The 21,634-nt window shown below is 68.6% G+C and carries 21 protein-coding genes; 11 read left to right on the top strand and 10 right to left on the bottom strand.

Features of this window, described 5'->3' with window-relative positions:
• Positions 1–12: 12 nt before the first annotated feature.
• Positions 13–528, bottom strand: coding sequence for a mycothiol transferase (locus H9634_RS07985; RefSeq protein ID WP_191726173.1), 516 nt, complete (start codon positions 526–528; stop codon positions 13–15).
• A 95-nt stretch (positions 529–623) separates the two neighbouring features.
• On the opposite strand from H9634_RS07985, the gene H9634_RS07990 reads away from it, so the two are divergent.
• On the top strand, positions 624–1,178 hold the full coding sequence (locus H9634_RS07990; RefSeq protein WP_225210717.1) for a low molecular weight protein-tyrosine-phosphatase: 555 nt from the start codon (positions 624–626) through the stop codon (positions 1,176–1,178).
• Between the two features lie 100 nt (positions 1,179–1,278).
• Entirely contained in the window at positions 1,279–1,950 is a 672-nt protein-coding gene (locus H9634_RS07995) for a copper resistance CopC family protein (protein ID WP_225210718.1), read from the top strand.
• A gap of 193 nt (positions 1,951–2,143) precedes the next feature.
• Here the strand turns inward: H9634_RS07995 and H9634_RS08000 are convergent, their stop codons facing one another.
• From H9634_RS08000 to H9634_RS08035, 8 genes are all read right to left on the bottom strand, one after another.
• Entirely contained in the window at positions 2,144–3,292 is a 1,149-nt protein-coding gene (locus H9634_RS08000; protein WP_191726174.1) for an FAD-dependent monooxygenase, read from the bottom strand.
• 400 nt (positions 3,293–3,692) lie between these two features.
• Entirely contained in the window at positions 3,693–4,955 is a 1,263-nt protein-coding gene (locus H9634_RS08005; RefSeq protein WP_191726175.1) for an MFS transporter, read from the bottom strand.
• 57 nt (positions 4,956–5,012) lie between these two features.
• Entirely contained in the window at positions 5,013–5,198 is a 186-nt protein-coding gene (locus H9634_RS08010; RefSeq protein ID WP_191726176.1) for a hypothetical protein, read from the bottom strand.
• A gap of 75 nt (positions 5,199–5,273) precedes the next feature.
• Positions 5,274–6,923 (bottom strand): phosphoglucomutase (alpha-D-glucose-1,6-bisphosphate-dependent), encoded by a 1,650-nt coding sequence (gene pgm, locus H9634_RS08015; protein ID WP_191726177.1) that lies wholly within the window; start codon positions 6,921–6,923, stop codon positions 5,274–5,276.
• Between the two features lie 163 nt (positions 6,924–7,086).
• On the bottom strand, positions 7,087–7,413 hold the full coding sequence (locus H9634_RS08020) for a rhodanese-like domain-containing protein (RefSeq protein ID WP_170274853.1): 327 nt from the start codon (positions 7,411–7,413) through the stop codon (positions 7,087–7,089).
• A 179-nt stretch (positions 7,414–7,592) separates the two neighbouring features.
• Positions 7,593–8,189, bottom strand: a complete 597-nt coding sequence (locus tag H9634_RS08025; protein WP_191726178.1) for a TM2 domain-containing protein — start codon at positions 8,187–8,189, stop codon at positions 7,593–7,595.
• Between the two features lie 353 nt (positions 8,190–8,542).
• On the bottom strand, positions 8,543–10,048 hold the full coding sequence (locus H9634_RS08030; protein WP_191726179.1) for an acetyl-CoA hydrolase/transferase family protein: 1,506 nt from the start codon (positions 10,046–10,048) through the stop codon (positions 8,543–8,545).
• 122 nt (positions 10,049–10,170) lie between these two features.
• On the bottom strand, positions 10,171–10,833 hold the full coding sequence (locus H9634_RS08035) for a TetR family transcriptional regulator (RefSeq protein ID WP_191726180.1): 663 nt from the start codon (positions 10,831–10,833) through the stop codon (positions 10,171–10,173).
• A gap of 295 nt (positions 10,834–11,128) precedes the next feature.
• Here H9634_RS08035 and H9634_RS08040 point away from each other — a divergent pair, with 295 nt between their 5' ends.
• From H9634_RS08040 to H9634_RS08055, 4 genes are all read left to right on the top strand, one after another.
• Positions 11,129–12,190: a phosphotransferase family protein gene (locus H9634_RS08040; RefSeq protein WP_318245043.1), complete on the top strand. Its 1,062-nt coding sequence runs from the start codon at positions 11,129–11,131 to the stop codon at positions 12,188–12,190.
• The gene (locus tag H9634_RS08045) at positions 12,187–12,945 is read left to right on the top strand and encodes a histidine phosphatase family protein (protein ID WP_191726181.1); all 759 of its coding nucleotides are present in this window, start codon (positions 12,187–12,189) and stop codon (positions 12,943–12,945) included. The genes H9634_RS08040 and H9634_RS08045 overlap by 4 nt, the downstream gene beginning before the upstream one ends.
• Positions 12,946–13,106: 161 nt before the next feature.
• Positions 13,107–13,868: a 3-hydroxyacyl-CoA dehydrogenase gene (locus H9634_RS08050; protein ID WP_175293325.1), complete on the top strand. Its 762-nt coding sequence runs from the start codon at positions 13,107–13,109 to the stop codon at positions 13,866–13,868.
• Between the two features lie 372 nt (positions 13,869–14,240).
• On the top strand, positions 14,241–15,659 hold the full coding sequence (locus tag H9634_RS08055) for a sodium/glutamate symporter (protein ID WP_191726182.1): 1,419 nt from the start codon (positions 14,241–14,243) through the stop codon (positions 15,657–15,659).
• A 120-nt stretch (positions 15,660–15,779) separates the two neighbouring features.
• On the opposite strand, the gene H9634_RS08060 is transcribed toward H9634_RS08055, so the two are convergent.
• Positions 15,780–16,409 carry a hypothetical protein gene (locus H9634_RS08060; protein ID WP_225210719.1) on the bottom strand — a complete coding sequence of 210 codons (630 nt, stop codon included), beginning with the start codon at positions 16,407–16,409 and terminating at the stop codon, positions 15,780–15,782.
• Between the two features lie 111 nt (positions 16,410–16,520).
• On the opposite strand from H9634_RS08060, the gene H9634_RS08065 reads away from it, so the two are divergent.
• From H9634_RS08065 to H9634_RS08085, 5 genes are all read left to right on the top strand, one after another.
• On the top strand, positions 16,521–17,486 hold the full coding sequence (locus H9634_RS08065; protein ID WP_191726183.1) for a CPBP family glutamic-type intramembrane protease: 966 nt from the start codon (positions 16,521–16,523) through the stop codon (positions 17,484–17,486).
• 111 nt (positions 17,487–17,597) lie between these two features.
• Positions 17,598–19,256: a sensor histidine kinase gene (locus tag H9634_RS08070; protein WP_191726184.1), complete on the top strand. Its 1,659-nt coding sequence runs from the start codon at positions 17,598–17,600 to the stop codon at positions 19,254–19,256.
• A complete protein-coding gene (locus H9634_RS08075; RefSeq protein ID WP_191726185.1) occupies positions 19,247–19,909 on the top strand; it encodes a response regulator transcription factor in 663 nt (220 codons plus the stop codon). The genes H9634_RS08070 and H9634_RS08075 overlap by 10 nt, the downstream gene beginning before the upstream one ends.
• Positions 19,910–19,921: 12 nt before the next feature.
• A complete protein-coding gene (locus tag H9634_RS08080) occupies positions 19,922–21,208 on the top strand; it encodes a DUF4097 family beta strand repeat-containing protein (protein ID WP_191726186.1) in 1,287 nt (428 codons plus the stop codon).
• 122 nt (positions 21,209–21,330) lie between these two features.
• Entirely contained in the window at positions 21,331–21,588 is a 258-nt protein-coding gene (locus H9634_RS08085) for a metal-sensitive transcriptional regulator (RefSeq protein WP_175293320.1), read from the top strand.
• Positions 21,589–21,634 lie beyond the last annotated feature (46 nt).

Genomic DNA, 21,634 nt, shown 5'->3' on the forward strand with positions numbered 1-21,634 from the left:
GCGCCGGCTGGCTCATGGACGTGGGGCATCCCAGCCGCGTGCGCCCCGGATGAACGCCGCCTGCCCGGCGTGCTGGGCGGCATCGTCGATGATCGACACGAGCCGGACTCCGCGGGTGACCGGCTGGCCGTCGTAGCGGTCGATGACGTCGTCGAGGTCAGCGGGAGCGAGCCCGCGCAGATAGGCGGCCATCTCGTTCTCGACAGCTGCCAGGTACTCGCCCAGCGCCTCCGGGTCGTCGATGCGGATTCCGGCGGCCTCGTCAGCGCTCTGCCCGAACCCGAACCCCTCGGCCGGCAGCCCGAGGCGAGCGTGGAAGGACTGCTCGGTCCACACCTCGGGCGCGGACGTCAGCGCTGCCAGCTGGACGTCGGCCTCGCGGCCGGTGTGCCACAGCAGCCAGGCGATCGAGTTCGTGCCGGGCACGAGGTGGGTGTTGAGGTCCTCGGTGCTGATCCCATCGAAGACCCGCCGGCAGACCTCGAAGGGGCGGGTGAGCATATCGGCGAGCACGGACACGGCATCCATCGGATCCTCCTTCGACCAGGGGCTGGCACCAGTTCTTCTGAGTCTATGCGCCGGGGCGGACAACCGGCAGGGGACAGGTCGCTAGAGTGGAGGCGATGACCGAGACGGGAGGATCCATGAGCGCACAGGCAGACAGCACGCAGGACAGGCAGGGCAGCCAGACCGGTGAGGTGAGCATCGTGTTCGTGTGCACCGGCAACATCTGCCGCTCGGCGATGGCCGAGCGGATCGCAGCCGCCGAGCTGTCCGATCTGCCGCTGCACATCGACTCGGCTGGGATCAGCGACGAGGAGCACGGCAACCCGATCGACCCGCGGGCCGTCCGCGTGCTGAGCGAGCGCGGCTACGACACGGCAGGCCACGCCGCCCGCCAGCTCACCGCCGACTGGCTGGCCTCCCGCGACATCGCGATCGTCATGACCGAACGCCACCGGCAGGCCACCGAACGGCTGCTGGAATCCGTGCCCGAGGCCGACCGCCCCGAGGTGCGGATGCTCAGGTCCTATGACCCGGCCTGCGCCGGCCGGACCGGCGACGACCTCGACGTGTTCGACCCGTGGTACGGCGACCAGGACGGGTTCTACGAGACCTTCGACATGATCACCGCCGCCCTTCCGGGCATCCGCGAGGCCGTCGCATCACGCCGCTGATCGTAGCCAAGTCGTAATGGACCCCGCCCCCATATGCAGGCAGCGGCCAGGTCGATGGTGGATAATGAGGGCGCGAGTCCGCCCTGATTGGAGTATCCCTTTGACTATCCGCACCTTCTCGACTTCCCTGCTGGCGATCGTCGCGGCTGTGGCCCTGGGCTTCACGCTGCTCTGGTCAGCCCCCGCCAGCGCCCACGACCGCCTCGTCAGCTCGAACCCGGAGCATGGTGAGGAACTCGACGAGCAGCCGGACTGGCTGGAGATGGAGTTCTCCGGCCAGCTGCAGCAGGTCGGCGCTGAGATCAAGGTGATGCACGACGGAACCGACGTCTCCGCCGGTGAGATCACCATCGAGAACCGCACCCTGAAGTCGGCGCTGCCCGATGACCTCAAGCCCGGTGCGTACACCGTCAACTGGCGCGTCGTCTCCGAAGACGGCCACCCCATCAGCGGCTCCTTCGACTTCACCCTCAAGGACGACGGCTCCGGCGGCGGCGAGGCCCAGTCCGGTGAGGCGACCGAGGGCGCCGGTGCCGGTGAGGAATCCGCTGGACTCGGCGGCTCAGCCGTCGACGCCCCGGACCGTGAGTCCCAGGACCGCGGCGAGCTCACCAGCGATGAGGCCGGCGGCATGTCCATGCCGATGATGATCCTGCTCGGCATCGGCGGCCTGGCTGTCCTCGCCCTCGTGGTGCTGCTGCTCATGCGCAAGCGCCAGGGCCTGCCCGGCACCGAAGGCGACGACCCGAAGGGTCCTGCCCCGCGCAGCTGATCGCCTGACCTGGCATCGGATCCCCGGTCGAGGGGTGCGCCCGCACCCGCCTCGGCCGGGGATCTGTTCTCGAGAGGTCGGTCATGTGGGGCCGCGCCCGAGGTGCAGGTCGGCTCTGCGGGGCCGTGCCCGAGGTGCAGGTCGGCTCTGCTGGGCCATGCCCGAGGCGGGGGCCGCGTGAGGGCGGTGCGCGTCAGGCTGGGGGCTGCCAGTCCTGCAGTGCGTCCAGCTGCCGGCGCAGGACGGATGCGGGAATGAGGTGCATGAGCCGATCGCGCAGTCGGCTCAGCTGTGGGCCGGGGCGGTGGGCGATCTGACCGACCAGCCGCGAACGGGCGGCGACCTGCTGAGTGCGCGGGCGGCGCAGCGCGTCATAGCGGTCGAGGGCGACGATGAGCCGGCCGGTGTCGTGCGCGTCGGCTGCGGTGAGCGGGGCGAGCAGCCGGGTGAGTGTTGCGGCGTCTTCGAGAGCCTGGTTGCCGCCCTGCCCGAGGTTGGGTGTCATCGCGTGGGCAGCATCGCCGAGGAGGACGATCCGGCCGCGCACAAAGGACGGCAGTCGCCCGGCGAGCTCCTCGATCGGCAGGTAGCTGATGGCGGCAGGGTTCGTGGCGGCGATGAGTCCGGGGATCGGAGCGTGCCAGTCGGCGAAGACCGCAGCGACCGCCTGACGGTCTGCCGAAAACCGCCGGCCGGCCGGGGCGCCGATGACGCCGAACCAGTACACGCGGCCATCACCGAGCGGGGCGAGCCCGAAGCGTGTGTCCACACCCCAGGTCTCACCGGCCTCGCCGTGCAGCTCAACGGGCTGCTGCGTGATCCCGCGCCAGGACCCATATCCGGCGTAGCGGATGCCGGGATCGGCAGGCCAGGCGGTGCGCACGGTGCTGCGCAGGCCGTCGGCGCCGATGATGACATCGAAGCGCTCATCCTCCCGGCCTGCAACACTGAGCGTCCCGTCGGGGGAGCAGCCGGTGACCGGGGCGCCGGAGCGAACCGTGCCCGGTGCCAGCGCGGCGGTGAGCATCGCATGCAGGTCCGCGCGGTCGACGATGCGCAGCTGGGCGACGGCATCCATCGGGTAGACGCTCACCCAGCTGCCGTCGGGGCGACGCTGCTCGCCGGTCAGCTCGGCGGCCTGCGCGGTGCTGACCGCCCGGAAGTCCGCACCGAGGCCGAGCGCATCGAGGGCGCGCAGCCCATTGCCGAAGATCGACAGGCCCGACCCATGCGGACGCAGGTCGGCGGACTGTTCGACGACCGTCACCTCGGCGCCGGCACGCTGCAGTCCGACCGCGGCGGCCAGTCCGCCGATCCCCGACCCGACGACGGCGACCTTCATGGCGAGATCAGCTCAGACAGGTCCCGGGCGGCGGATCCGGCAGGACGAAGGCAGCGGGGGCGGGAGTCGATGCGGCACGCCTGTGAGCAGGCGGCGCGGGCGAGGGCGCGGACCGGCAGAGGGCGCATGCTGATACGCTACCCGCCCAGCACTGGTTACTGAGAGGTAATGCGAATCTGGTGGACTCCGCCGTCCCAGTTCCCCGAGCCCGGCGACCCGGCCACCGCCTCGGGAGCGGTCATCGTCACCAGGCCAGCGCCATACGCTGGCGGAAAGTGAAATGCCATGGCAGCCACGCACTCTTTCAGCCTGGCCACCACGGCTGATCTACTATAACTGCCCAGTAATCATTTATGCCAATCATTGAACGTCGAACCGGCAAGGGCCCGCACCTGCGTTTTCAGCTCTGAGCGGAAGCCGCATCGTCGTCGGTGATGGTGTTGATGACTGTGCGGTTCTGGCGCGCGGCATGGCTGCGCGTGGCCGGATCCATCTGCCGGTTGAACGCGATCGCGAGGACTGCGGCCAGGGTCGCGCAGACGGCCGGGAGGATGAGGGCGTTGCGTGCGCCGAGGGTGTCGATGATGACGCCGGAGACCGCCGATCCGATCGAGACGCCGAAGCCGAGCGCTGTGCCGATCCAGGCCAGCGCCTCGGTCAGCCGGTGCGGCGGGGCGAGCTCCTGGATGACGGAGGCGGCGGCGATGAGCGAGGGAGCCAGCGCCAGGCCGACGGCGAAGATCGTGAGCCCGAAGGTCAGCATCGAGCCTGCCAGCAGCATCGGCCAGGTGAGTGCGGCCAGGCATGTCAGTGCGATCGCCAGGCGGTGCTGGACGGGGGACTTCCAGGTGCGCACGCCGTAGAGGATGCCGGCCAGCAGCGAGCCGAGCGCCATGGCGCTCACGAGCACGCCGGCCATCGGCTTGTGCCCGGATTCCTCTGCGAAGGCCACGGCGATGATGTCGAGGGCGCCGAAGTTCACGCCGAGCACGGCATGGGCGACGATGACCATGAAGATGCCGAGATTGGACAGCACCCTGCCCTTCGCCGCACCGCGCTGGCGGGGCTGCGGGACCGGTTCGGTGGACTTCTGGCTGTAGAACAGCGCTGAGCCGATGATCGTCGTGAGCATCGAGGCGATGATGCCGGCGGCTGGGTAGATGATGGTCGCCAGGAAGGTGACGATCATCGGGCCGGTGACGAAGAGCATCTCGTCGGCCACCGATTCCCAGCTGAAGGCGGTGTCGAGCTGTTTGCGGCTGGTCACGATCGCGTTCCAGCGGGCGCGCACGAGCGAGCCGAGCGAACCGACCGTCGCGCCGGAGATGCCGGCGAAGACGAAGACGAGGCCCATCCACCAGCTCTGATAGACGGCGATGAGCAGCATGATGAGCCCGATGACGTGGATGACGACGACGGGCAGCATGATGCGCGCCTGGCCGTGGGCGTCGACGAGGCGGGCGATGATCGGGTTCGAGACTGCCTGGACGAGCATGAAGACCGCTGCGACCAGACCGGCGAGCGCGTACGATCCGAGCACACCCTGGATGAAGAGGACGATGCCGAGTCCGAGGATGGCGATGGGGAAGCGCGCGATGAGTCCCGCCAGCGAGAACTTCAATGCTCCGGGCAGGGAGAAGATCTCCTGATAGTTGCGGAACATCAGGACAGTCTATCCCGCACCCGCCTGCCGGCAGGCTCGATTCCGTGGTGTGATTGGTCACCGCGGCACCGATCCCGAGGCGGTGGATGCACGGGAGCGGGCGCCTCGGTATCCGAATGCGGCGAGCAGTCCTTCCTGCAGTGTGAGCATGAAGCCGGGTCTGACTGCTCCGACGGGCCGGTCGTCGACGAGATCTTCGTCCCAGAGTTCGGTCAGGGAGTCGCACGTGACCCATCCGCGCACACATTCACCGTCCGGTACAGATATCACGGTCAGTGCTGCAGACAAGGCGGACGTCTGCGCTGTGCACGGGCGATCTCAGGGCTGTGATCCGATGACCCCGTCGACGACAGCCTTCGCCTCAGCCTGGACCTCGGCGAGGTGCTCGGTGCCCCTGAACGACTCGGCGTAGATCTTGTAGACATCCTCGGTGCCTGATGGGCGCGCGGCGAACCAGGCGCTCTCGGTTGTCACCTTGAGCCCGCCGAGTGCCTCGCCATCACCGGGAGCCTCGGTGAGCTTGGCGGTGATCGGCTCACCGGCGAGCGTATCGGCACTGACCTGCGCGGGGCTGAGCTGCTTGAGCGCGGCCTTCTGCTCGCGGGTGGCCGCAGCGTCGATGCGGGCGTAGGCGCTCTCACCGTGCTCGGCGGCCAGCCCGGCATACAGCTGCGAGGGCGTCTTGCCGGTCACTGCGGTCATCTCAGCAGCCAGCAGGCACAGCAGCATCCCGTCCTTGTCGGTCGTCCAGGCGCTGCCGTCGAAGGCGAGGAACGAGGCGCCTGCCGACTCCTCTCCGCCGAAGCCCACACTGCCGTCGAGCAGTCCGGACACGAAGTACTTGAAGCCCACCGGCACCTCATACAGCTCCCGGCCGCGGGCAGCGGCGATCCGGTCGATGATGCCGCTGGTCACCGCGGTCTTGCCGATCTTCGCGTCCTTCGGCCAGTCCGGCCGGTGGGTGAAGAGGTAGTCGACGGCGGCGGCGAGGTAGTGGTTGGGGTTCATGAGTCCGGCATCCGGGGTCACGATGCCGTGCCGGTCGGCGTCGGCGTCATTGCCGGTGGCGATGTCGAACCGGTTCCGGTTGGCGATGAGCGAGGCCATCGCGTGCGGCGAGGAGCAGTCCATCCGGATCTTGCCGTCCCAGTCCAGCGTCATGAACGACCACGTCGGGTCGACCTCGGCGTTGACGACGTCGATGTTGAGGTCGAGGCGCTCGGCGATGATCGGCCAGTAGTCCGCGGCCGCTCCGCCCATCGGGTCGGCGCCGATGTGCAGCCCGGAGCCGCGGATCGCAGCGACGTCGATGACCTTCTCCAGGTCGTCGACATAGCTGGAGGTGAAGTCGAAGTTCATCGTCTCATCGAGGTGGAAGGCCCGCTGGAACGCCTGCCGGGGGATCTTCTCCCAGCCGGCTTCGAGCAGTTCGTTCGCCCGGTTCTCGATCCAGGTGGTCACCGATGAGCCGGCCGGCCCGCCGTGCGGCGGGTTGTACTTGAAGCCGCCGTCCGAGGGTGGGTTGTGCGAAGGCGTGATGACGATGCCGTCGGCCAGGCCCTGCGCGCTGCCGCGCGAGGCGTTGTGCTTGAGGATCGCGTGCGAGAGCACCGGGGTGGGGGTGTAGCCGTCGCGCTCATCGATCATCGTCGGCACCTCGGCGGCCGAGAGCACCTCCAGGGTCGTCAGCAGCGCCGGCTCCGACAGCGCATGGGTGTCCCGGGCCAGGTAGAGCGGACCGGTGTAGCCCTGCTCCCGACGGTACTCGACGATCGCAGCCGTGATCGCGGCGATGTGCGCTTCGTTGAACGACCCGGCACTCGAGCTGCCCCGATGCCCCGACGTCCCGAAGCTCACCCGCTGGGCGGGATCACTCGGATCAGGGACGATGTCGTGGTAGTCATCGAGCAGATCGGGGATCGAGACCAGATCCGACTCAGCTGCGGGTTCTCCTGCACGAACATTCATAGACACACTTTCTCAGAGCCCCGCGCCGAAACGTAGTCGAAAGCTGAATCATCTCGCCATGCGGCCAGCTGGCCGAGACAGCGCGGGCGCGGCGTCCCAGTTGGTGAGAACGCCGCGCCCGAGGCGGTGATTGGGCGGCAAGTCGGCTTGCCGCCGCGGGTGGTCACTTGACGTGCGGTTCTGCGTCGGTGTCGCCGACGATCGGACGGCCGTTGTCGAGGTGCCAGGCCCCCATGCCGCCGTTGACGTTGATGGCGTCGAAGCCGTTCTTGTTCAGCCACTCCGTCGCGGTGCGCGAGCGTCCGCCGGAGCGGCAGATGACGTAGACGTCCTCGTCCATCGGCACCTCGCCATAGCGCACCGGCAGGTCGGAGAGCCTGATGTGCTGGGCGCCGTCGATATGGCCGGCGGCGAACTCATCGTCTTCGCGGACATCGAGGATGTTGGCACCCTCGGGGATCTCGGTGATGCTGCAGCTTGGAATACTCATGCCGGTCATTCTAATCGCCGCACCTGGCGGCGGACAGGGGCTGAAGCGCACGGCGGACAGGGGGGACGAAGCGCACTGCGGACAGGGGCGAAGCGCACTGCGGCCGGGACGGGAATTGCACCCGCCCGGCCGCAGTGCGCTGCGGTGGCTGCGGTGAGGGGCTCACTGCAGCCGGGTGATCAGCTGTTGTACATGGCCGGCGCTGATGCTGCCGCAGCGATGACGATGATGATCCAGGCGATCGTCGACAGCACGCCGAGTGCGATGAGGATGATCGAGACGATCATCGTGACCTTCCGGTGCTCTTCGTAGCCTTCGAGCGGCCGGCCCTCGGAGTCGGTGCGCTTGCCGAAGATCGTGAGGAAGACGTCGATGATCGCCCAGATGCCCAGGCCGCCGCCGGTCAGCAGCTTGGCCACGCCGGTGCCGATCCTGCCGAGGTAGAAGTGGTCGACGCCCCAGCCGCCGAGGAACTGGGCGAAGACCCATGTGAGGATGTAGGACTTCTGCGGTGTGCCGCCGTAGCCGGCGCCGGGCTGCGGGCCGCCGTAGGACTGGGCGCCGTAGGCGGAGCTGGGACCCTGGCCGGGCTGCTGGGCGACCGGGCCGCCGGGCTGAGAGCCGTAACCGGACTGCGGCTGCGCGCCGGCCTGCGGCTGCGCGCCGGGCTGGGAGCCGTAACCGGGCTGGGCGGAGTGGGAGCCGCCGGGCTGGCTGCCGGCGGGCTGGCCGTACGGCTGGGGTGAGCCGCCGGGCTGGGACGGGGTGTCGGCCATGGATGGTCCTCCTGTTGGTGCGCTGGGGACTCGGCCCCCATGGTGCGGTGGGGTTGCCGCGCTGAAACCAGGATGCGGCGGAGTGCTGACCCCGCTGGAGGGCACCTGCGCGCCGACGATCGGCGGCGGCGGGCGACGCCCGTCGCGCATCGGCTGATCGTGCTGACTCATGGTCCCTCCCTGCGAAATCGGCGGGGATGAGCCGGATGGCTCACTGTCGCTTCGATCGTATCCGAGCCGTGGCCCGATTCCGCGCTGCTGTCCAGCTGTGTGTCGAGACTGGCACAACCGCTCCCGAGGCGCCGGTCACCGCTCCCGAGGTGCCGCTCACCGGTTCGAAGGCGGTTCCCGCCTCACATGCGGCCGGTGTCGCGCAGATTGCGGTGCCAGCTCAGCGCCTCATCGAGCAGGTGCGGAGTGTGGCGTGCGCCCTCGGAGGCGGCCCAGGCCCGGTCGAAGTAGTCGTGCAGGCGCTCGCGGTAGTCCGGGTGGGCGCAGTTGTCGATGATCCTCTTCGCGCGCCGGCGCGGAGCGGCCCCGCGCAGATCGGCGATGCCGTTCTCGGTGATGACGACGTGGACGTCGTGTTCGGTGTGGTCGACATGCGAGGCCATCGGCACGATCGACGAGATCGCTCCGTCCTTGGCGGTCGAGGGTGAGACGAAGAAGTTGAGGAAGGCGTTGCGGGCGAAGTCGCCGGAGCCGCCGATGCCGTTGATCATCTTCGCGCCGAGCACATGGGTGGAGTTGACGTTGCCGTAGATATCGGCCTCGACCATCCCGTTGATCGCGATGACCCCGAGCCGGCGGATGATCTCCGGATGGTTCGACATCTCCTGGGTGCGCAGCAGGATCTTGCCCTTGTACGACTCAGCGTTGGCGTTGAACTTCTCGGCCACCTCGCGTGAGAGGCTGAACGCGGTCGCCGAGACCGAATCCATCTTCCCGGTGTCGATGAGCTTGAGCAGGTTGTCCTGCATCACCTCGGTGTAGGAGTGCAGATGCTCGAACTCGGAGTCGGCCAGGCCTTCGAGCACGGCATTGGCGACGTTGCCGACGCCGGACTGGATCGGCAGCAGGTTCTTCGGCATCCGCCCGGCCTTGACCTCATGGCGCAGGAAGTCGATGAGATACCCTGCCATCGCCTCGGACTTGGCATCGACCGGGGCGAAGGTGTTGTCGCGGTCCGGGGCGTCGGTCTCGACGACGGCGACGACCTTGTCCGGGTCGACGCGCAGGTACGGATCGCCGATCCGCTGGGTGGGCTCCAGGATCTGGATGGGGTTGCGGTGCGGGGGCAGCTTGGTGCCGTAGTAGACGTCGTGGAAGCCCTCGAAGGCCCGCGGGTGCCAGGAGTTGACTTCGATGATGACCTTGTCGGCCAGGTCGAGCCAGGTCTTGTCATTGCCGATCGAGGAGGACGGCACGAGCAGCCCGTTGGACAGCACCGCCGCGACCTCGACAACGGCGACATCGAGGTTGCCGTAGAAGCCGAACCACACCTGCTGGGCCAGGTGGCTCAGGTGGGTGTCGACGTATTCGACCTCTCCGGAGTTGATGCCCGCGCGCATGTCCGGGTCCGTGTTGAACGGCGCTCGCAGGTGCACGCCCTTGGATTCGGCGAGCACACCGTCGAGCTCATGTGAGGTCGAGGCGCCGGTGAGCAGTCCGATGCTGAACTCGTCGCCGGCGGCGTGGGCCTTCTCGATCTGCTCGGCGAGTGCACCGGGGACGGCTTTGGGATAGCCGGAGCCGGTGAAGCCGCTCATGGCGACGTTGTCGCCGTTGCTGATGTGGGCCGCGGCCTCGGCAGCGCTCGTCACTCGCTGGGCCAGAATGGGGCATGTGATCCGGGACATGTTCCCATTATCTACATGTCGGCACTCATGTTTCACTCAGGTCAGCCTGAGTGCCCCAACGCAGGGAAAACGGCCCGGTCGGGTGGCCGATCCGGCAGTCCATATGCGGACAGGCGGCCGGTTCAGTCGGCGGGCTGGGCGATGAAGTCGAGCTCCTCGGCCACAGCCAGGGGATGTTCCATCAGCCGGTCGAGCTCGGCCTCATCGGGGGAGTGGCCGAGCAGCCGCAGGCAGTACAGCAGGTAGCTGCGCTCGAGATCGGCCACACTGATCGGCCCGTCCGCGCGGTACCACAGGGCGATCGAGTTGCAGATCGAGAGCACCGCGCGGCCGGCCAGCTCAGCATCGTCGACGTCGAACACCCCGGCTGCCTGGCCGGCTGCGATCCGGTCGTTGAGCACCGCGCGGGAGGCGCGCTGCTGTTCGTGGATGACCTCGAACTTCTCCGCGTCCAGGCGTTCGGCATCGCGGACGACGACCCGGGAGATGAGCTGGTTGTGCGCCCGGTAGCGCACGAGCAGCCGGATGACAGCGGCGGTCTGGTCGATCGGATCGTCCCCGGCGTCGGCGATGACGCGGGTGGCGGTCTCGATGTAGCCGGCGAACGCCGAGCGGATGAGCTCGAAGAGGGCGTCCTGCTTCGAGGGGAAGTAGTAGTACAGTGCCGACAGGCTCAGATCCGCCTCCTGGGCGATGTCGCGGATCGAGGCGCCGTCGAAGCCCTTCTTGGCGAAGGTGTTGCGGGCGGCGGTGAGGATGACGGACCTGCCGTTGGACGATCGCATGCTGGCTCCTGACGTGTCTCGATTCGCGGGGGCCAGGCGGCGCAGGCGGCAGCCGGGGCGGCGCACCTCGTCGTGGCCCGCTTTCAGTCTAGCGGGCATTCTATCGAGCAATCGCTCAATTCCGTCATCCGTGCCCGAGGCGACAGCTGGCTCCCGTGCCCGAGGCGACAGCCGGCTGCCGCGCCGAGGCGGCGGTCACCGGCCGTTGCCGGCGTGCGGGAGGGCGTCTTGACAGCGGCGACCCGGCCTCCATATTTTGAATGCAGACGAACGTTTGTTCACAAGGAGGTTTAGGGTGGTCGACACGGAACAGCAGCCGGCGGCGCGCAGCGGAGTCCCGGCAGGCATCGACGCCGAGCGAGTCGGTGCGTGGATCGCCGAGCACCACGGTGCTGACCCCGGCAGGCTCAGCTATGAGGTCATGTCGGTCGGCCGGTCGAACCTCACCTACACGGTCCGGTGCGACGGCGAGCCCCGCTGGGTGCTGCGCCGCCCGCCGCTGGGCCACACCGGCGGCAGCGCCCACAACGTCGCCCGCGAAGGCCGCATCATGGCCGCCCTGAAGGACACCGACGTGCCGGTCGTCAACGTCTTGGACATCGTCGACGACGCCAACGTCCTCGACGTCCCCTTCGTCTTCATGGACCACTGCCCCGGCTTCCCCCTCAACACGCCTGCCGACCTCGCCCGCATCCCCGCTGGCCAGCGCCGGCAGACCGCCTTCAACCTCGTCGACTCACTCGCGGCCATCCACCGCGTCGACATCGACGCCGTCGGATTGGGCGATCTGCGCCGGCCCGGCGGGTTCGTCGAACGCCAGCTGCGCCGCTGGCTGGGCCAGTACGAGGCGATCACCACCCGCGACCTGCCGGCCATCCGCGAAGTCCACGCCGAACTCGTCGCCCGCATGCCCGATGACTCCCAGGCTGCCGTCGGCCTCGTCCACGGCGACTTCAAGCCCAACAACGCGATCTTCACTCCTGCCGGTGAGATCGCTGCGGTCGTCGACTGGGAGCTCTCGGCCATCGGCGAAGTCGTCACCGACCTCGGCTACCTGGTGGCGATGCTGTACTCAGACCCGAACCTCACCCACATCTGGGTCCCGAGCGTCGCCGAGGGCTTCCCGGAGAAGTCCGCGCTCATCGCCCGCTACGAGGAAACCGCCGGCCGGGAAGCCGCCCACGTCGACTACTACGCCGGGTTCGCGCTGTGGAAGCTCGCCTGCATCTCCGAAGGCGTCTACACCCGCATCCTCAAGGGCCAGATGGGCGACACCGGATTCGATCCCGAGCAGGCCGGGCAGGGCGTCGAGGAGCTCGCCCTCGCCGGCCTCGACCTCATCACCGGCAGCCGATGAGCAGCTTCCTCGGCCGCACGCTTGGTGCCGCACTGCTGACCCGCGGCACCGACTGCCTCGACGTGTTCCTCATCCGCCACGGCCAGCAGACCCGGCCCGGACCCGACGCCCCGGAAGCCGCCTCCTACGACCCGCCGCTGTCGGCCACCGGCCGCGCCCAGGCAGAGGCCGCCGCGGACGCCCTGGCCACCCGCCCGATCACGGCGGTCTACGCCTCCCAGCTCGCCCGCGCCCATGACACGGCGGCGGCGATCGCAGCCCGCCACCGCCTCGGCGTCGGCACCGACGAGCGGCTGGCCGAGGTGGGGATCTTCCAGCAGGTGCCCGCCCACCTCAGCTTCGAACAGGCCGTCGGGCAGCAGGCCGCGGCCGAGGCGGCGGAGACGATGGCGCGCACGCGCAAGTGGGATGCCCTGCCGCTGGGCGAGGGCTCGCAGGCGTTCCGCACCCGGGTGCACACGGCGATCTGGGAGCTGGCGCGCCAGCACCTGCCCGAGCCGGGCAGCGCGGTACGGGCGCGGGAGGCAGCCGAGCGCAGCGGCGAGCCGGTGCCGCACCCGCAGGCGATCGCCATCGCCTGCCACGGCGGGGTCATCAATGCCTTCCTCGCTGAGGAATACGGACTCGAAGCCGACTTCCTCTTCCGTCCCGCCCATGCCGGGATCACCCGGGTGCGCTTCGCCACCGACCGGGCGGTCATGCTCACCGGAAACGAACTCGGCCACCTCGAAGACCGGCAGCTGCTGACCTTCTGAGGGCTGACCGCCCTTCTCAGGGCGTGCCGCCCTATTGAGGGTCTGCCGGTGGACGCGGTGGATGCCGGCGGGAGAACCGTGCCGGGACCGCCGTACAGGACGCCGCCAGGTGGTCGGTATAGTGCTCAGCGTGCCCCGTGAGTGAAAGGAATCACACCGCAATGGAACTCAACAACGCCGTCGCCCTCGTCACCGGAGGTGTCTCCGGTCTCGGCCGCGCGACTGCCGAGCGCCTGCTCGGCGCAGGCGCCACCGTCGTCCTGCTCGACCTCAACGCCGAGGCAGGTGAGGCCGCCGCGCAGGAGCTCGGCGACAGGGCCCACTTCGTCGCAGCCGATGTCACCAGCGAAGACGATGTCCAGCAGGCCGTCGACCTGGCCACCTCGCTCGGGAACCTGCGCATCGTCGTCAACTGCGCCGGCGTGGCCACCCCCGGCAAGCTCGTGAGCAAGCGCGGCCCGCTGGGTCTCGACGACTTCGCCAAGGTCATCAACATCAACCTCGTCGGCACCGTCAACGTCTGCCGGCTCGCCGCTGCGGCCATGCAGCAGCAGGAGCCCGACGGTGAGGAGCGCGGCGTCATCATCAACACCGCCTCAGTCGCAGCCTTCGACGGCCAGATCGGCCAGATCGCCTACTCCGCCTCCAAGGGCGGCGTGCACGCCGTCACCCTGCCGATGGCGCGTGAGCTGGCCAGCTCGCTCATCCGCGTGGTCACCATCGCCCCGGGCATCTTCATGACCCCGATGATGGCCGGGCTGCCGCAGGCCGCGCAGGACTCGCTGGCCGCCTCGGTCCCGCACCCGGCGCGCCTCGGCCAGCCGGCCGAGTACGCCCAGCTCGTCGAATCGATCGTCGCCAACCCGATGCTCAACGGCGAGACGATCCGCCTCGACGGTGCCATCCGCATGGCCCCGAAATGATCGAGATCCTCTGACACGGCGACATCACCGCGGGGGCGCCCCTGCAGTGGAGGTCCCCGCGGGGACCTCCTCTTGGCGGCCTTCCCGTAGTGACGTGACTGCCCCGGAGTTCAGGCGCCGGCTGACCGCGCGGTCGGCCGGCGCCTGTCGCATTCCCGGACGGCCAGCGGGGGCACAAGGGCACTTGCGCTCATGGCGGCGGTGGTCGCGGTGCGAAGGGGCTATCTATCGGCAGTCCCGCGCGATAGGCTGTTCACAGGGAACACTCAGCTCTCCTGGTGGGCTGGATCGATCGGGGTGGGCCGGGGTTCCCGGCACCCGGGTCGAGAGCGCCTCGCCCCGGCAGCGACGCACACGGCCAGGAGGACCCTGATGGAGTACACCCCCTACACCCTGATCGTGGACATCGGCCTCATCTCGGCGCTGCTGCTCATCGGCAAGATCATCCGCGCCTACACCCGCCCGGTGCAGAGCCTGCTCATCCCCTCGGCGATCACCGCCGGCATCCTCGGCCTCATCTTCGGGCCCGCGGTGCTCGGCTGGCTGCCCTTCAGCGACCAGCTCGGCACCTACTCGACGATCCTCATCGCCGTCGTCTTCGGTGCGATGCCCTACAGCATGGAGTTCTCCGGCCGGGTGCTCAAGGGAGCCCGGGCGATGTGGTCCTTCTCCACCGGCATGTACGTCCTGCAGTGGGGTGCGGCAGTGCTCTTCGGCCTCATCGTGCTCGCCTTTCTCTTCGACACCCCCGACTGGTTCGGGCTCATGCTGCCCGTCGGCTGGGTCGGCGGCTTCGGCACGGCTGCCGCGATCGGCGGCAGCCTGGAGGACAGCGGCCAGGAAGCGGCGATGACACTCGGCTTCACGTCCGCGACGATCGGCACACTCGTGGCGATCATCGGCGGGATCATCATGGCCAAATGGGGTGCCAAGACCGGGCGCACCGCCGAGATCGGCGACACCTCCGAACTGCCCGAGGAGCTGCGCACCGGCCTCATCTCGATCATCGGCCAGCGCCCGGCCATCGGGCACGCCACCTCCTCACCGTCGTCACTCGAGCCGCTGGCCATGCACGTCTCCGTCATCGGCATGACGGTGCTCGGCGCCTACGGTCTGCAGCAGGGCGTGACCGCACTGTTCCCCGAGGTCAGCATCCCGCTGTTCGCGCTCGCCTTCGTCGTCGGCATGGCCGGCCGCGGGATCCTGGAGGTGACCAACGGCAAGAAGTACGTCGATCAGGACACCGTATCGGCTGTCTCCGGCTCCGCCACCGACTTCCTCGTGGCCTTCGGCGTCGCCTCGATCGTCCCGGCGATCGTCGCCGACTACGCAATCCCGCTCATCATCCTCATGGTCTTCGGGTTCGTGTACTGCTTCATCATCTTCCGCTTCGTCAGCCCGGCGATGTTCGGCGAACAGTGGATCGAGCGCGGCATCTTCGGCTGGGGCTGGTCGACCGCCTCGGTCGCCACTGCGATCGCGCTGCTCAAGATCGTCGACCCGGAGATGAAGTCGAAGACGATCGAGGAGTTCGGCGTCGCCTACGTCGGCTACTCGCCGTTCGAGATCGGCATGACGATTGCGGCACCGCTGCTCATCATCGCCGGATTCACCTGGCCCTACGCCATCGTCGTCACCCTCGGCGGCATCGCGATCTTCGTACTCGCTTTCATCCTCGGCTGGACGAAGAACGGCGATGAGGACGACGAGGGTGAGGAAGCCGAGGCCGCGTCAGAAGAACCGGCAGGCGGCTCGCACGCCAGCGGGCTGCCGGACAAACCCACCGGCTGACCGTGCGAAAGCCCCGGAGCCAGAAAGTTAGAAAAGTTATTCACGGTAAAACGGTCGTGAACCATGAATAACTTTTCTAACTTTTCCGCTGGGCGGACCGAGCAGGCAGTGACGCGCCTTTTATGACTGACGCTGCAGCTCGGCGCGCTCCTGGCGGCGCAGCACGACACCGCGGATGCTGCCCATGGCGATGAGGGTGATCGTCAGCAGCACTGCCCCGAGGGCGAAGAGCGGGGAGGCATCGGCCTGGGCGAGGGCGAGCTGGAAGACGATGATCGACAGCAGTGAGGCGCAGAAGGCCGGGATCGTCCAGTTCGCCGACAGGCGCGCCGCGATCGAGATGAGCACCACCGCACCGGCCGGGGCGGCAAGCACCGAGACCATCCAGACGCACAGCACCACCAGACCGGCCACGAGTGCCGAGGGCGGTCCGACATAGGACTCCTCGCGCTCCATCGGGTCGTGCTGGATGGCGGCCGGCAGCATCGCGAGGGCGAGCGTGCCGAGACTGACGTCGACGATGAGGTGCACGCTCGGGATGCCCGGCTGGATGGCCCGGCCGAGCGCGGCACCGGAATTCAGCTGCAGCCAGTGATAGGCCGCGCACATCATGACCCCGGAGACTGCCGCCAGCCAGAACAGCACCATGGTCCGGGTGCGCGAGCGCAGCGGCTGGGGCGCCCGGACGGCAGGGCGGGAGCCGGTGGCTGCCGGGTGGCGGGGCGAGTCCGCAGAACGGCTACTATTCATATGAGGAACTCTACGAGCCCGACCCGAGAACTCGCCGTGCCACGCCTCGGTGCCGGCTGTCCGTGTCTGTGTCGAGTGACCACCTGCCAGAAGGGAGAGGCGACGGGCCGCATGCGCAAGATCCATCAGCCTCCCTACTACGATCCGGCCAAAGCGCCGGTGTTCCGCTACTTCCGGATGGCCGAGACGTATCCGCACATCCGCTGGTGGCGCCCGCTGCTCGTCGGGGTGCTGACGATCGTGTACTTCCTGCTCTTCTCCAGCCTCATCATCACCCCGGTGATCCTGCTTTCGGAGCACTTCGCCCCGAGCCTCTTCGATCCGGCTCGCCGGGAGGGCGCCCCGCTCTTGGCCAGCCCGGTCTCGCTGTTCTTCACCGTGCTCGTCACCATCGCTCTCATCCCCGCGTGCCTGCTGGCGATGAACGTCTCCGGCCGTCCGCTGGGCACCCTGTATTCGGTCGAGGGCCGGTTCAGGTGGCGGCTGTTCGGCCGCAGCTTCTTGCTCGCGGTGCTCATCACGGTGCCGATCACCTCACTGCTCATGATTTTCGACCCGGTCGCCCACGACCACTTCCGGTGGCCGGATCACAACGGCTTCATCCTCATCGTCATCACCCTGCTGCTCGTGCCGATGCAGGCCGCAGGCGAGGAGCTCGTCTTCCGCGGAATCCTCGGGCAGATGATCGGCTCGTGGCTGGCGCACCCGGTCTGGCCGATCCTGCTGCCGCTGCCGCTGCTCATCGTCGGGCAGAACTACGGGATCGTCAGCCAGGTCGACATTGCGATCTTCGCCCTCGGTGCCGGGTTCGTCACCTGGGCGACCGGCGGGCTGGAGGCCGCGATCGCCCTGCACATCGTCGGCAACGTCGTGTTCTACGCTCTGGCCGCCTTCAATCTGCTGCTGCCCAACAGCCTCGACGGCGGGTCGATGGTCCAGCTGCTCGTCTCCACCCTCATCGTCGTCATCTACTCGACCCTCGTCGTCACCCACCACGACGCCGTCAAGTACCCCAATCACGCCCGTGCCCAGCCCGGTGCGCTCGAGGGCCGGGTCATCAGTCCCGGCGGCATCTGACATGGCCGGTGGGCCGGCGCCGAGGTGGGGGAGACCGAGTGGGGAAAACCCGACTTGGGAGGATGGTTGGCTCCATGTCCGGCAGGGTCGCAGCGACAATACAGTGAAGCTATGAACACCACACCCGGCCCAGACAAGGCAGAGGAAGACGCTGTGCGTCCGACCATTCCCCTGCCGCAGGGCACATCGAGCACACCCTCTGAACCCGGCGCTCCCGCCCCCACTGCGGTCATTCCGCCTGAGGGGTCCGACGGGGCCGACCGGGCTGACCAGGCTGACACAGTCAGCCAGGCTGGTCGAGCCGACGCAGCCAGCCAGGCTGACTACGTCGACGCAGCCAGCCAGGCTGACCCCGCTGATGCGTCCGAGGCGGCCACCGCCTCGGGCACGGCAGCAGGCGCAGGAAGCACCCCGCCGGCACCCCCGGCACCTGTCCCGGGTGCGGCAGAGACCCCGGCCCCGGCACCGACGGCTGCCGAGCTGACCGAGCGGAAGTGGCGCAAGGGCTACCCCGGCTTCTTCGGCATCGCCAACGTCGTCGTCTCCGGCGTGCTCGCGGTCGCATGGCTGTGGCTGCCGATCGCCGTGCTCTTCGTCGGTCTCAGCGGCCTGTTCGCACTCGGGCTCGGACTCATCGCCCTGTTCCTGTGGTTCCTGCTGCAGCGCGGGATCAACCGCGTCGAACGCTTCCGCGCCGAGGCGATCTACGGTGACGGCATCGCCTCAGCCCCGACACCCGAGTCGGCCTATGCGCCGGGCTTCAGCCGGTTCATGCACAACCAGTGGCTGGTGTTCAAGTCCCCCAGCTTCTGGCGCTCGACCGCCCACCACTACATCAAGGTGATCTACGGCGGTTTCGTCTGCGGGCTCGCCGCGGTCGGCCTGACCTTCGCCGGACTGCTCGCCGCTGCGGCGCTCAACCCTGAGTTCCTCGCCGGGCAGGTGGGCGAGTTCTCCCGCCTCGGCAGCGGCCTCATCGCCCTGGCTGCCGTCATCTCCACCGTCCTCATCCTGCTGCTGAGCCCCTACCCGGACCGTGCGCTCGACCGTGCTCTGCTGCCTCCGACGCGCACCGAGGCGCTGCGCGCTGAGGTCAAGACCCTCGACCGGGCGCGCGCCGGAGCCGTCGACGCCGCGACGAGCGAGCGGCTGCGCATCGAACGCGACCTCCACGACGGCGTGCAGCCGATGCTCGTGGCGACGTCGATGAAGCTTGGGATGGCCAAGGCCAAGATGGACACCGATCCCGAGGCGGCCAAGGCGCTGCTGACCGAGGCGCACGCTGAGTCGAAGGCGGCGATCACCGAGCTGCGCCAGCTCGCCCGCGGCATCCACCCGGCCGTGCTCAGCGACCGCGGCCTCGACGCAGCCGTCTCGGCCCTGGCCGCCCGCTGCGCCGTCCCGGTCCGTGTCACCGTCGACCTCGTCGATCACTCTGCCGTCCAGCTCGCCGGTGCCACCGGTCCGGTGCCCCCGACGAGGGTGAGCAGCGAAGCAGAGGCGGTGGCCTACTTCGTCGTCGCTGAGGCGCTGACGAACGTGAGCAAGCACTCGCTGGCCACTGAGGCTCGCGTCGGCATCCACGTGCGCGACGGCCGGCTGCACATCAGCGTCAGCGACAACGGCCGCGGCGGCGCCCGCGTCGACCCGGCGGTCGGGTCGGGGCTGGCCGGGTTGGCCGACCGTGTGACCGCAGCACGCGGCACATGGGCCCTGACCAGCCCGGTCGGCGGCCCGACGACCCTTGTTGTGGAGGTGCCATGCGCATAATCATCGCCGAAGACGCCGTGCTGCTGCGGGAGGGCCTCGTCAGGCTGCTGACGGATGCCGGACACGAGATCGTGGCAGCCGTCGGGGACGCCAACGAGTTCCTCGCTGCGATCAACACTGCCGCCCTGTCCCCGGACGGGCCGCCGGATCTGGCGATCGTCGATGTGCGGATGCCGCCGACCTTCACCGATGAGGGGATCCGGGCTGCCGTGCTCGTGCGCTCGCAGAACCCCGAGGTCGGTGTCATCGTCCTCTCCCAGTACGTCGAGGAGCGCTACGCCCGCGACCTCATCGCCGATAACTCCGGCGGGTTCGGCTATCTGCTCAAGGACCGCGTGGCCGATGTCGAGGACTTCCTCGCGGCCGTCTCAGAAGTCGCAGGCGGAGGCACCGTGCTCGACCCCGAGGTCGTCAGCCAGATCCTCGTGCGCACCCGCAAGCAGGACGGTCTGTCCGACCTCACCGCCCGGGAGCGCGAGGTCCTCCAGCTCATGGCCGAGGGCAAGTCGAACTCCGCGATCGCCGGCAGTCTCTACCTCAGCGCTGGTGCTGTCGAGAAGCACATCAGCTCGATCTTCACGAAATTCGGTCTCATGGCCGACACATCAGAGAACCGCCGCGTCCTTGCCGTGCTGCGGTTCCTCGGGGCCTAGGAGGTACCCGCCATGTCATTCCCGCAGAACCCACACCACAACTCCAACCAGAACCCGCACCAGAGCTCCAACCAGCCGGGCGGCCCGCACGCGCAGCCGGGACCCCAGCAGCCCTACCAGCAGCCGGGACCCCACCAGATGGGACCCCAGCAGGCAGGGCCGCACCAGGCAGGGCCGCAGCAGACAGGGCCCTACCAGCCAGGACAGCCCGGCGCCAGGCAGGTGCGTTCGAACCCGGAGACCGCCTTCCGGCCCGAGCGCGTGACCTCCGGTACCCGCACCGGGATCCGCGCAGTCATCGCGATCGTCGCGGCCCTGGCCGTCCTGCTGCCGCTGTCAGTCGGCGGGACGATGTTCGCCCAGGCCCTGCAGATCCGCCACTACGAAACGAGCGAGTCCTTCACTCCGAGTGCCGCCGGCCTGGTCGTCGACGTCCCCACCGGCGTCGTCGACATCAGCACGACCGTCGCCACCGAGGCCAAGGTGGACCTGGAGTACAACGGCACCAAGCGTCATCCCGGTCTCACGATCGAAGAGGACGCCGATGGCCGCACGGTGCTCTCCGTCTCCCGCGTGGCCGGAGGCACTTTCGGGCCGGCCGGTGACCTGCGTGTCGACGTAGAGGTGCCCGAGGAGGTAGCCGCGCAGATGCAGCTCGAAGCCCGCTCGCAGGTGTCGGCGGTGTACATCGCCGGACGGTTCGATCAGGTGCGCGCCTTCAGCGACCTCGGCGCGATCGAAACCGAGAACCTCACCACCCGTGAGCTGACGGTGGAGACGAAGACCGGAGCTGTCGATCTCAGCGGCCGCCACGAGATCGTCAACGCCACCGCTGAGCTCGGCGTCATCAACGGGGAGGGCCTCACCGTCACCGATCAGCTCACTGCCCTCACCGATGCCGGCAGCATCGACATCGCACTCAGCACCGAGGGCGTGCCGGCCAACGGCATCGACCTGGCCACCAGCTTCGGCTCGATCGACCTGCACGTGCCGCGCCTGGCCGACGTCGCCGGCGTTGAGGCAGATGGCTACATGGTCAACACCGCAGGCAACGGCACGGCAAGTGTCAGCATCGACACCATCCGCGATGACCACGGCAAGAAGGTCGTGCCGATCAGCATCCGCAGCACCAGCGGTGCGATCTCCGTCGACTACCTGCGGAGGAGCACCTCCGGTGATCTCAGCGACCGTGGGGACGCCGACGGCCAGGACCCCGACGATCAGGATCCCGACGACCAGGACATCGACAACCAGAATCCCGGCGAACAGGACCCCGGCTCCACCGGGGGCGGTTCCTGACGCACAGCACTGCTGCCCGGCCCCGCCTCCGATGCGGTCGTGCAGACAACAGCGGCGGCGCCTGCAGAAGCCAGTAAGATGACTTCAGACAGGCGCCGCCGTGGCGTTGGGAGGAGGACACGATGCAGGTCAACACTGAGACGCTCAAGCCGGCGATCAACCGGCTCAAGCGGGCCAACGGTCAGCTCGCGGCCGTCATCCGGATGGTCGAAGAGGGCAACGAATGCCAGGATGTCATCAACCAGCTCGCCGCCGTCTCCTCAGCAGTCGACCGCGCCGGATTCGCGATCATCGCCGACACGCTCCACCACTGCATCGCCGAAGGCGGAGCCGATGTCGACGTGCGCGAACTGGAGAAGATGTTCCTCTCCCTGGCCTGAGCCCGGTCGCGCTCAGCTGCTGCGGCTCAGCGGCCGAACTCCTGCG

Source organism: Brevibacterium gallinarum, assembly GCF_014836885.1.
GTDB classification, from domain to species: domain Bacteria; phylum Actinomycetota; class Actinomycetes; order Actinomycetales; family Brevibacteriaceae; genus Brevibacterium; species Brevibacterium gallinarum.